Consider the following 11,409-nt stretch of genomic DNA (forward strand, 5'->3'; position numbering starts at 1 on the left):
ACTGGGGCGACGAAGCAATCCAGGCTGTAACTGGGAAGACAGGCTGGATTGCTTCGCTTCGCTCGCGATGACGCGCTTTTGGCCAGCGCTACTTCTGCCGCCGGAAGTACCGCTTGCAGCGCTGCTCGGCTTCCGCGGCTGCGGCTTCCGGCGTGGCAGCGCCGGTCGCGACGGATGCGAACATCTGAATCAGCACGTAGTCGGCGCTGACGGCACCGGTCGCGGTCGAGATCGGGCCAGCATAGCCGTCATAGTAGATGGTGTTCATGGTGTCCTTGAAGATCTTGATCTTGGGATCTTCGCTCCAGACCTTGGCCTCCGCGTAAGCCGCGAGCGGCTGGGCCCAGTAGCCGGAATTGGCGTTGAGCCACGGCTCGTACTGGTCCTTTTCCAGCATGTATTGCAGGAAGGCCTTTGCGGCGTTGGGGTACTGGCTGTGCTTGAACAGCATGGCGTTTAGCGTCAGGCCCGCCATCGGCGAGACCTTGGCGACACCCTTCGGCAGCAGTTGATGTTCGCTGTCGTCGGCGATCGCCTTGGTCGCCGGATCGTTCTTCAGTGAAAAATACAGCGAGACGCCGTTGGCGGTCAGCGAGATCTCCTGCGCGGCGTAGGCGCGGTTGTTGCTGACGTCGTTCCATGACGTCGTGCCGGCGATGAAGGTCGGATAGAGCTGTTTGACCCAGTTCAGTGCGGCGATCGTCTCCTTGCTGTTGATGACGACGTTCCCCTCTTCGTCGAGCAGCGCCGCGTTGTGCGACCACAGCGCCCAGTTCGCAAAACCGTTGCCGTCGCCCTTGGCGTTGCCGAGCGCCAAGCCGGCCGGCTTGCCGGCCTTCTGAAGCTTCTGGCAGAGATCGAGGATTCCGGCATGGTCTTCCGGCACCTTGTCGAAGCCGACCGATCGCAGGATCGACTTGCGGTAGATCAGCGGACCCGCGGTCGCGCCGAACGGCAGTCCGATCCAGGCGTCGCTCTTGTTCTTCTTGCCGTAGCGCTGCGCCAGCGGCAGCCAGCCGCCGTACCGCTTGCCGACATAGTCGGCGACGTCGGTCAGCTCGATCAGCTTGTCGATATAGATGTGCGGCGCATCGGAGAAGCCGATGATAATATCGGGGCCGGCACCGGAATTCGCGGTCACCGCGGTCTGCTGGTTGATGTCCTCCCAGCCGACGAAGTCGACCTTGACCTCGACCCCGGTCTCCTTGGTGAATTTGGCCGCATTGGCGCGGAACACGTCCTCGTCGGCCTGGACGAAACGTACCGGTCGCAGCATGCGCAGGGATGCGCCTTTCTCGATCGGCAGTTTCGGTGTGGGGACGTCCGCGGCCTTGATCGCGGATTGCGCATTTGCCGGAGCACCGGTTGCCGCGATTGCCGCAGCGGACAGGCCCAGCGCCAAGGCATCACGACGCGTGATGTCGTTCCTCATCGGTTCCTCCCTATATGTTTCCCTTCCCGGCGTTGATCGCCGGTGAAGGGTCTTTCCGGTTGCCGGCGCGCCTTCGCGGCCGTCCCGTCTAGCTGTTCGGGCCGCGGTCCATGCTGACAGGCTGCCAGCGGCGGAGCGCGGTGTCTTGCAGCACCGACGGATTGACGCAGCTTACCGGCCACATGCCCTGAAGCACCAGTGACAATTCGTAGCCCACCCGGCGCTTGCGCGCCTCGTCAAACCGTGCCGAGGCGGAGGCGACGTGGGCGGTCAGGGTGACATTGTCCATGCCGAGCAGCGGATTGTTGTGCGAGGGCGGCTCCTTCTCCAGCACGTCGAGGGCGGCATGGGCGATCCAGCCCTCCTGAAGCGCCTTGATCAGGCTTTCCTCGTCCACGGTGGCGCCGCGACCCGTGTTGATGAAGACGGACCCCTTCTTCATCTGCCGGAAGTGCTTCTCGGTGAGCATGTGATGCACCTCGGGCCGGGCGGGGGCGTGCATCGAGACGAAGTCGGATTGCGACAACACCTCGTTCAGCGTCGCCGGAATCACGCCGTGGTCGGACATCAGCGTTTCCTGGATGAAGGGATCGTAGGCCATCATCCGCAGGCCGAAGGGAGCTGCGCGTTTCGCAACCGCACGCGCCACGCGGCCGAACGAGATGAAGCCGAGCGTCTGGCCCATCAGCCGCGGTATCTTCGACAACGCCGGCCGGCCCTCGGCCCAGCGGCCGCTACGCACCATCCGGTCCTGCTCGACCAGCCGGCGGAAGCCAGCGAGCAGCAGCATCATGGCATGGTCGGCGACCTCCTCGATGAAGGTGTCGGGGATGTTGGTGACGGGAATGCCGCGCGCGGTCGCGGCCTTGATGTCGACGCTGTCGACGCCGACCGAGCCCAGCGTGATGACCTTGCAGCTCTCCAGCGCGTCGATGATGGTCTTGGTGATCGGGATGCCCTTGGCGTAGATGGCGTCCGCTGTCTTCGCGGCGGCGATGAACCCGGCCTCGTCGGCCGGCGCCTCGACGATCTCGGCGTCGATCGGATCGAGCGCCTCGCGCTCGTAGGAATAATCGCTGCTCGCGACCGTGAAGCTCGCGCCCTTCGGCGTCACCACCCTGTATCTCGGCATGTCCTGCTCCCGATTTGGTTTCTTGTTGTGACCCATGCTTTGCGCGGGCCTTTGCGTCTTTTACGCGAAATCGAGGAGGTCGCGTACAATTCCCGGTTGTCATTGAGGCGATTTATACGACTGGTTCGACGTCTTCTCCGGGCTTCTACGGGGCGCCCCGTAACAGCTTGCTAAGGGGTCACCCCCTAAAGGTTAATTTGATTTCGATCGATTCACTCGCGCGTCCTTATCCCTGTGTTGCCGGAGCATCCCGTGAAATTAAGCAATATGAAGATCGCCCCCAAGCTCGGCATCCTCGTCGGCGTCACCTTGTTCGGACTGTGCATTTCCGGGATCCTCGCCGGATACCTGATGAAGCAGGAGATGGTGAACGCGCGCATCGATCAGGCCAAGGCGATCGTGGAGATGGGGCGCAACTACGCCGCTGCCCTCAAGAAGCGGGTCGACGCCGGCGAGCTGACGAAGGATGCGGCGATGGCCGAGATTCGTCGCTACGGCAATGCAATGACGTATGACAACGGTGCGGGCTATTTGTTCGGCACGTCCTATGACGGCATCACCCAGCTCGCGCCCGATCCGAAGCAGATCGGCAGCAACCGCATGGATGTCGTGACCAACGGCCGCAAGCTGTCTGCCGAGTTGATGGACGGGGTCAAGGCCAATGGTTCGATCCTGCTGTATTATGAATATGTGAAGCCCGGCCAGGAGAAGCCGATCCGCAAGCTCGGCTACGCGGTCGCGGTCCCCGGCTTCGACATGTATCTCGGCACCGGCGCCTATCTCGATGATATCGACGCCAAGATGGGTCCGGTCTACTGGCTGCTCGGCTTGGCCATGCTCGGTATCGTCATCGTCGCCGGCAGCGTTGCCTGGCTGATCGGTCGCAGCATCAGCCGCCCGCTCGCCCTGCTCGGAGCCCGCATGAAGGATCTCGCCGAGGGCAAGCTCGACGGCGACATTCCGGGCGTCGGCCGTGGTGACGAGGTCGGCGCAATGGCGTCGACCGTCCAGATCTTCAAGGACAACGCTGTCCGCATCCGCGACATCGAGAAGAGCGAAGCCGATGCCAAGGATCGCGCAGCGGCGGAACGTCGCAGCGTGATGGAGGGCATCGCCAGCGACTTCGAACGCAGCGTCAATGGTATCGTCCGCTCGGTCTCCTCGGCTGCGACGGGCATGCAAGCCACTGCGCAGTCGATGACCGCGACCGCCGGCGACGCCTCGTCGCGTGCGGCGACGGTCGGCGCGGCCTCGCAGAGAGCGTCGGGCAATGTCGGCACGGTTGCCGCGGCTGCCGAAGAGCTGTCGAGCTCGGTTGCGGAGATCTCGCGCCAGGTCACCCGCTCGACCGAAGTGGCGAGCCGCGCTGTCAACGACGCCGAGCGCACCAATGCCACGGTGCAGGAACTCTCCACCGGCGCCGAGAAGATCGGCGAGGTGGTCAAGCTGATCCACTCGATCGCGGCACAGACCAATCTGCTCGCCCTCAACGCCACCATCGAAGCGGCGCGTGCCGGTGAATCCGGCCGCGGCTTCGCCGTCGTCGCTTCCGAAGTCAAGGCGCTGGCCAACCAGACCGCCAAGGCCACCGAGGAAATCTCCGCCCAGGTCGCGGCGATGCAGACATCGACCAGCGATGCGGTCGCCGCCATCGGCGGCATCACTCAGACCATCGCCGAGATGAGCGAGATCACCGCGGGCATTTCCGCGTCGATCGAGCAGCAAGGCGAGGCGACCCGCGAGATCGCCCGCAACATTCAGTCGGTCGCGGCCGGATCGAACGAGATCAACGCCAATATCGGCAGCGTCACCTCGGCCGCGGAAGCGACCGGCACGGCGGCAAGCGACGTGCTCACCAACGCTCGCGAGCTCGACAGCCAGTCCGGCGCGCTGCGCAGCGCAGTCGACGGCTTCCTCGCCAAGGTGCGCGCGGCGTAGGTCGCCACACCAAAGCGACGCCATCTCCTCTATCGTCATGCCCGGGCTTGTCCCGGGCATCCACGTTCTTGGACACCGGACGCTTTGATCGACGTGGATGGCCGGGACAAGCCCGGCCATGACGGAGAATGCCGAGCGCGCGGCTTTCGCGAGCCCCTACTGCTTCTCGATCCCTGCCTCGCGGATCAGCTTCTCCCACAACACCAGCTGTTCGTTCACGAACGTGCCGAGCTGCTCGGGCGTGCCCGAAAACGCGTCCATGCCGAGGGTGGCGAGCTGGGCCTTGATCTCCGGCTTCTCGACGATCTTCCGGATCTCGGCGTTGAGTCGCGTCACGATCTCCTTGGGCATGCCGGCGGGGCCAAAATAGCCCTGCCACGACGAGATGTCGAAGTCCGGCACGCCGGCCTCCTGCATCGAGGGCAGGTTCGGCACCAGCGACGAGCGGTCCTTCGTCGTGACGGCGAGCGCGCGTAGCGCGTTGCCCTGGACATGCGGCAGGCCGGTCAGGATGTCCACGAACATCATCGAGACGCGGCCGCCCATGACGTCGTTGAGCGCCGGCGGCGAGCTCTTGTAGGGCACGTGCAGGAGGTCGAGCCCGGCATTGTGTGCAAAGGTCGCCCCCGACACGATCGCCGAGGACGAGCCCGAGGCGTAGCTCAGCTTGCCCGGATTGGCCTTGCCGTAGGCGATGAGCTCGCCGACGGTCTTGGCCGGCACCTCCGGGTGGATCACCAGCATGAAGGGCAGGTCGCCGGTGCGCGCGATCGGGGTGAAGTCCTTGACCGGATCGTAGGTCAGGCTTTTGAGCAGATAGGGATTGGCCGAATGCGTGGTGTTGGTGGTCACCAGCAGCGTGTAGCCGTCGGGCGCGGCGCGCGCGACATAGGTGGCGGCGATCATGCCGTTGGCGCCCGCCTTGTTCTCGATGACGATGCCGACGCCGAGGGCCTGCGACAAATGCTGCGAGATCAGCCGCGTCGTGGTGTCGGTGCCGCTGCCGGCGGCGAACGGCAGCACCAGCGTGATGTTGCGGCTCGGATAATTGTCGGCCTGCGCAGCGGACGCGGCGGCGAGACAAAGGGCGCCCGTGCCGATGGCACGCAGGTTTCGGATCAACGCTGAAAGCATGTCTGGTCGTTCCCTCTTTTTTGGTTGGCGGGGAACCTAGCGTCTCCTCGTCGAAATCGGAAGGCGCGAGTTTGTCGCCTCGTCTCGCGTCGCGGAATTACTTCACCGCAGAACCCTGGCGCGAGGCGATCACGACGCCGGCGAGCACCAGCAGGTAGCCGATCAGGTGGAAGGGCTGAATCTTTTCGCCGAGCAGCAGGATCGCCATCGCCGAGCCGAACACCGGCACCAGATGGAAGAACGGCGCGGCGCGGTTCGGGCCGATCAGCGCCACGCCCCGGTTGAAGAAGAGATAGGCCAGCGTCGAGGGAAAGATCAGGATGTAGCCCAGCGTCGCTAGCGTCACCCCGTCGAGTTGCAGGACGCGACCACTCCAGGCCTCCCAGATCGCGGTCGGCAGCAGCATCGTCGCGCCGCAGCAGGTGGTGAAGGAGAGAAAGGAGAGCTGGTGGATCTTGGGCCGCCGCGGGATGAAGGCAGAGTAGATCCCGAACGCCACCAGCGAGGAGGCGAACATGATGTCGCCCCTGTTGAAGCTGATGCTCGCGAGCGCGGCGAGATCGCCGCGCAGGATGATGATCAGCACGCCGAGAAGCGAGATCCCGATGCCGGCGAGCTGCGCACCGGTCAGCCGCACGCCGAACAGCACCAGCGACCACAGCGCCACGAACAACGGTCCGGCCGACTGGATCAGCAGCGCGTTCAGCGCTTCCGTGTACTGCATCGCCCAGTACGAGATCGCGTTGTTGAAGGCAAAGCCCACCAGCGACAGGAACAGCATCAGCGGCAGGCTCTTGCGCAGATTCGGCCAGTCGCGCTTCAGATGCGGCCAGGCGAAGGGCAGGAGGATCAGGAACACGCCGAACCAGCGGATCGTGGTCACCGTCAGCGGCGGCACATGCGCGCCGACGTGGCGCGCGAGCACGATGTTGCCGGCCCAGAACAGCGAGCTCAGGCTGAGCAGCAGATAAGGCTGGTTGTTGAGCCAACTGGCCGGATTGGAGGCCGGTGGCGCGGGCGAAGCGATCGTCATTGGCGTTGCATACGAGCTTGCGCCGGATTTGCGTCGTGACACAAGTCATGCGACCGCAATGCTACAATGCAGGCATGACCAGAGGAGGCGGCATTGGCGGTTAATATGTTGAACATCGATGGCCTTGATCGGCTCGATCGGCATGCACCGGTGGTGATGTTGAACCTGATGCGCTTCCACGCGCACTCCGGCGACGGCGACGGTTCCGGCTGGGACGCCTATCTGCGCTACAGTGCGGTCACAGTGCCGATGATCAAGGCACGCGGCGGCACGCTGCTCTGGACCGGCGAGGCCAGGGCCGTCGCGCTCGGCCCGCAGCAGGGCAACGACTGGGATTTCGCGGCGCTGGTCTATTATCCCACCGTCACGGCTTTCATCGACATGATGACCTCGAAGGCCTACGAGACGGAGGCTGATCCGCACCGCGTCAACGCCTGCGCCGAGCACGTCATCATTGCGACCAGCGAAGCGTACAGCAAGTTCAAGATGAAGTAGCGCCGCCTGCTGCCGGCTTACTTCAGCCCGTCCACAGCCGCGTGGCACGCCGTCTGCAGCAAGCGACAGACCTCCTCCGTCGACCGCTGCCGGCTCAGCGCTGCAAACGTCGGATAACTCGTCAGCACGAAGATCAAATCAACCGTGTCCCGCATGGCGCGCTTTGCCGCGTGCTTGCCCACGATCCGCGACAGCAGCGCGGTCAGCAATTCGCGCCGTCGCTCGTTACGCTCGATCAGCGCCTCGCCGAATTCCGGATCGGTCGCGATGGCCTGGTTGAGCCCGCCGATGGCGGGATCGCGCCCCCAGAACGTACAGAAGATTTCGATGACGCGGTCGAGCGCGGCGCGCGGATCCGCCATCGTCATCACCTCGGCCAGTTCGAACAGTCCGCCCTGGTGCGCGATGTCGTCGAACACGGCCTCCAGCAATCCCCGCCGCGATCCGAACTGGTTGTAGACGGTCAATCGCGTGACGCCGGCCGCCTTGGCGACCACGTCGAGGGAGAAGTTCGCAATGCTCGCGTCCTCGCGTAGGAGTCGCGCGCCGGCCGCGATGATGCGCTCGCGCGTCGCCGCCGCCGCGGAAGCCCGCGCGGAGCTCACATAATTGCGCTTCGGCATCGCCTTGCCATTCTGTTGACGTATTGACTATACATGTAGTATATCTAATTTAGAAGCCGGTTCGGAGCTTGCCATGCAAACTGCCCTCGTGATCGCCTTGTCACTTCATGTGTTGTCGTCCGTGTTCTGGGCGGGATCAAGCTTTGCGCTGGCCCGCATCGGCGGAGTTGCCGGTGAGCAGCTGGTCTTTCCACAACTCGGCGCGGCGACGATTGCCATCCTGACCGGCGGCTATCTCGGCCATCTCGTTCATTCCCACAGCTTCGGCACGACCGAGCAGGTGCTCGCCGTCGGTGCTGTCTGTGCACTGATCGCGGCCGCTATTCAGGCTGTCATCGGTCCTCGTGCGCTCGCGGCCTTGCGTCGCGGCACCGGCAAGCCGGAGGACCTCCGTGCACGTATCGCCGCCGCCCAACGTGCGGCGGCCGGCCTGCTGGGCATGGCCGCGCTCTGCATGGGCGCCGCGCGCTACATTTGAATGCAGTCCAGGGAGGAGTGTTGAGAGCTCTCTGTTCCCAATGTCAGACCATAGCGCGGCTTCCAGCCGCTTTCGAAGGAAAAGCAATGTCCAAGATGATTCTGGTCAACCTGCCGGTACGCGATCTCGCCGCATCGACAGCGTTCTACGTAGCCCTGGGTGGCGCGGTGAATCCTCAATTCTCCGGAGCAAATTCGACGTCGCTCATGTTCACGGACGCGATCGGCGTGATGCTGCTGACCCACGACCGGTATCGTGAATTCACCAGCCGCGAGATCGGCGACGCGCGGCGCCACAGCCAGGCTATGTTCGCTCTCACGGTCGACGACCGCGATGCCGTCGATGCAACGCTGGCGCGCGCGGTGGCTGCGGGCGGTCGCGCCGATCCCAATCCGGCGCAGGATCTCGGCTTCATGTACAACCGACACATTGAAGACCCCGATGGCTATGTTTGGGAGATGGTGTGGATGAACCCGTCGACAAACGCTTGATCGCAGCCGATCGAACCGGGCCCCAAGCCTAGCTCGCCTGCTTCCGTGACGCCACGAACACGCCGGCCAGCACCAGCGCGAAGCCGATGAAGTGGAACGCCTGCGGGTGCTCGCCCAGAAACGCCATTGCCATGATCGAGCCGAACACCGGCACGACATGGAAGAACGGCGCGGCGCGGTTGGCGCCGATCAGGCGGACACCGCGATTGAAGCAGAGATAGGCGAGCGTCGAGGGGAATACCGCGACATAGAAGAGGGTCAGGAGGTTCGGCCCGTCGAGCTTCATCCCGGGACGCGCGGACAACTCCCAGATCTCCAGCGGAATGAGACAGGCAGCACCGCAGCCGAACGTGAAGGCGAGGAACGACAGGCCGTGCATCGGCGGCCGCTTCAAGGTCAGCACCGAATAGAGCGCGAAGATGATCAGCGCGACGACAAAGATGAGGTCGCCCTTGTTGAAGTCGATGTTCGACAGCGTGGTGAAGTCGCCATGCAGCAGGATGATCAGCACGCCGCACATCGACAGCAGCACGCCGAAGGCCTGCGCTACGGTGAGGCGGACGCCGAGGATGGCGAGCGACCACAGCGCCACGACCAGCGGCGCGGCGGATTGCAAGAGGAGAGTGTTGAGCGCCTGCGTATGCTCCAGCGCCCAATATTGCAGCGTGTTGAAGGCGCCGATGCCGGTGATCGAGAGCGTGACCATCAGGCCGAGCTTGCCGCGGATCGCGGGCCAGTCCTGCGCAAGGTGTTTCCAGGCGAACGGCAGCACCAGCAGGAAGGCGAAGAACCAGCGCAGGAACGACAGCGTCACCGGCGGGATGTGACCGGCGGCGAGCCGGCCGACGATGGCATTGCCCGCCCAGCACAGCGCGGTGATGCTGAGCAGCAGATAGGGCTGGTTGGCGATCCAGTTGTGGCCGGACGTGGCGGCGCCGGTGGTCTCGTCGGTGGCGGACATTGGATTGTTGTGGCCCCGCGTCATGCGCCAAGCCTCCAGCCCGGTGGCACCCGGGCCGGTTCAAACCCGGCCCCGTTCAAAGACACGGAAATCGAGGTTGCATCAACGGGGGCCGGATGCATCGCGACCATGCAGCGGCGGAAGCAGCCTCTCACGCTTTGGTCGAAGCATTGCACCCGCCGCGAAGGTTTCTGGATTTTCAGGGGATATCAAAGGCTTGGAGTGCGCTCGCGGCCTCGAAAAAGTCCCGTTCTTGCTTGCCTAGAGAGGCTGCATCCTTTATCCGGTTGGCTGCCTCGCGTTCGAGCGGCCCCGGCCGTGATTGGGCTGGGCGCATCTGACAGATTGCATAGGGATTACCCGCGAATGGCCAATGTTGTCGTCGTCGGCGCCCAGTGGGGCGACGAAGGAAAGGGCAAGATCGTCGACTGGTTGTCGGAGCAGGCGGACATCGTCGTCCGTTTCCAGGGCGGCCATAACGCCGGCCACACGCTGGTGATCAACGGCAAGACCTACAAGCTGGCGCTGCTGCCCTCGGGCGTGCTGCGCGAGCAGAAGCTGTCGGTGATCGGCAACGGCGTCGTGTTCGATCCCGCCGCCTTCCTCGACGAGGTCACCAAGCTGCGGTCGCAGGGCGTCGCGGTCGGCCCGGACAATCTGCGGGTCGCCGAGAACGTCACCCTGATCCTGCCGCTGCACCGCGAACTCGACGCGCATCGCGAATCCGCCAATGCGGCGACCGCGATCGGCACCACCCGCCGTGGCATTGGCCCGGCCTACGAGGATAAGGTCGGCCGCCGCGCCATCCGCCTGATGGACCTCGCCGATCTCGACACCCTGCCGCACAAGATCGACCGGCTGCTGGCGCATCACAACGCATTGCGCCGCGGCCTCGGCCTGCCGGAGTTCGACGGCAAGGAGATCGTGAAGGAATTGACCGCGCTCGCGCCGCAGCTCCTGCCCTATGCCGAGACGGTGTGGCGGCTGCTCGACATCAAGCGGCGCGAGGGCAAGCGCATGTTGTTCGAAGGCGCGCAAGGCGCCCTGCTCGACGTCGATCACGGCACCTACCCTTACGTCACCTCGTCCAACACGGTGGCGGCGCAGGCGGCGACCGGCTCGGGCCTCGGCCCCGCCGCGGTCGGCTATGTGCTCGGCCTCTGCAAGGCCTATACGACCCGCGTCGGCCAGGGCCCATTCCCGACCGAGCAGGACAACGAGACCGGCCGCAAGATCGGCGAGCGCGGCCGCGAGTTCGGCACCAATACCGGGCGGCCCCGCCGTTGCGGCTGGTTCGATGCGGTTCTGGTTCGCCAGGCGGTCCGGACCTGCGGCATCAACGGTCTGGCGCTGACCAAGCTCGACATCCTCGACGGCTTCGATTCGATCGAGGTCTGCACCGGCTACAGGCTGGACGGCAAGGAGATCGATCATTTCCCGGCGGGCGAAGGCGCCCAGGCCCGGGTCGAGCCGATCTACGAGACCATCGAGGGCTGGAAGGAGCCGACCGCCAATGCGCGGTCCTGGGCCCAGCTGCCGGCCCAGGCGATCAAATATGTCCGCCGGATCGAGGAATTGGTGGGGTGCCCGGTGGCGCTGCTTTCCACCAGCCCCGAACGCGAGGATACTATCCTGGTACAAAATCCGTTTGAGGCTTAACGATCTCTTACCGGGACGCGCGTATAATTGAGT

At 64.5% G+C, this 11,409-nt stretch carries 11 protein-coding genes; 5 read left to right on the forward strand and 6 right to left on the reverse strand.

The window, feature by feature from the left end; translation table 11 throughout:
- Positions 1-88: 88 nt before the first annotated feature.
- Positions 89-1,432 (reverse strand): extracellular solute-binding protein, encoded by a 1,344-nt coding sequence (locus tag IVB42_RS25600; RefSeq protein WP_018453846.1) that lies wholly within the window; start codon positions 1,430-1,432, stop codon positions 89-91.
- A gap of 88 nt (positions 1,433-1,520) precedes the next feature.
- The gene (locus tag IVB42_RS25605; RefSeq protein ID WP_026232607.1) at positions 1,521-2,564 is read right to left on the reverse strand and encodes a C-terminal binding protein; all 1,044 of its coding nucleotides are present in this window, start codon (positions 2,562-2,564) and stop codon (positions 1,521-1,523) included.
- A 252-nt stretch (positions 2,565-2,816) separates the two neighbouring features.
- On the opposite strand from IVB42_RS25605, the gene IVB42_RS25610 reads away from it, so the two are divergent.
- Complete coding sequence (locus IVB42_RS25610) at positions 2,817-4,502, forward strand: methyl-accepting chemotaxis protein (protein ID WP_026232608.1); 1,686 nt, start codon at positions 2,817-2,819, stop codon at positions 4,500-4,502.
- 156 nt (positions 4,503-4,658) lie between these two features.
- On the opposite strand, the gene IVB42_RS25615 is transcribed toward IVB42_RS25610, so the two are convergent.
- Both IVB42_RS25615 and IVB42_RS25620 read right to left on the reverse strand, forming a co-directional pair.
- Positions 4,659-5,636: a tripartite tricarboxylate transporter substrate binding protein gene (locus tag IVB42_RS25615; RefSeq protein WP_018453849.1), complete on the reverse strand. Its 978-nt coding sequence runs from the start codon at positions 5,634-5,636 to the stop codon at positions 4,659-4,661.
- A gap of 97 nt (positions 5,637-5,733) precedes the next feature.
- Positions 5,734-6,669, reverse strand: a complete 936-nt coding sequence (locus IVB42_RS25620) for a DMT family transporter (RefSeq protein WP_007614154.1) — start codon at positions 6,667-6,669, stop codon at positions 5,734-5,736.
- Between the two features lie 105 nt (positions 6,670-6,774).
- Here IVB42_RS25620 and IVB42_RS25625 point away from each other — a divergent pair, with 105 nt between their 5' ends.
- Entirely contained in the window at positions 6,775-7,164 is a 390-nt protein-coding gene (locus tag IVB42_RS25625; protein WP_018453850.1) for a hypothetical protein, read from the forward strand.
- 17 nt (positions 7,165-7,181) lie between these two features.
- Here IVB42_RS25625 and IVB42_RS25630 read toward each other — a convergent pair whose 3' ends face one another.
- Positions 7,182-7,787, reverse strand: coding sequence for a TetR/AcrR family transcriptional regulator (locus tag IVB42_RS25630; protein ID WP_018453851.1), 606 nt, complete (start codon positions 7,785-7,787; stop codon positions 7,182-7,184).
- A 73-nt stretch (positions 7,788-7,860) separates the two neighbouring features.
- On the opposite strand from IVB42_RS25630, the gene IVB42_RS25635 reads away from it, so the two are divergent.
- Together IVB42_RS25635 and IVB42_RS25640 are read left to right on the forward strand one after the other, a co-directional pair.
- The gene (locus IVB42_RS25635) at positions 7,861-8,265 is read left to right on the forward strand and encodes a hypothetical protein (protein WP_018453852.1); all 405 of its coding nucleotides are present in this window, start codon (positions 7,861-7,863) and stop codon (positions 8,263-8,265) included.
- A gap of 86 nt (positions 8,266-8,351) precedes the next feature.
- The gene (locus tag IVB42_RS25640; protein WP_018453853.1) at positions 8,352-8,756 is read left to right on the forward strand and encodes a VOC family protein; all 405 of its coding nucleotides are present in this window, start codon (positions 8,352-8,354) and stop codon (positions 8,754-8,756) included.
- Between the two features lie 28 nt (positions 8,757-8,784).
- Here the strand turns inward: IVB42_RS25640 and IVB42_RS25645 are convergent, their stop codons facing one another.
- Positions 8,785-9,717 (reverse strand): DMT family transporter, encoded by a 933-nt coding sequence (locus IVB42_RS25645; RefSeq protein WP_018453854.1) that lies wholly within the window; start codon positions 9,715-9,717, stop codon positions 8,785-8,787.
- Between the two features lie 366 nt (positions 9,718-10,083).
- Between IVB42_RS25645 and IVB42_RS25650 the strand changes: the two genes are divergently transcribed.
- Positions 10,084-11,376 (forward strand): adenylosuccinate synthase, encoded by a 1,293-nt coding sequence (locus IVB42_RS25650; protein WP_018453855.1) that lies wholly within the window; start codon positions 10,084-10,086, stop codon positions 11,374-11,376.
- The last annotated feature ends 33 nt before the right edge of the window (positions 11,377-11,409 follow it).

Origin of the sequence: Bradyrhizobium sp. 45, assembly GCF_023073155.1 — a bacterium.
In the GTDB taxonomy this organism is placed as follows: Bacteria; Pseudomonadota; Alphaproteobacteria; order Rhizobiales; family Xanthobacteraceae; genus Bradyrhizobium; species Bradyrhizobium canariense_D.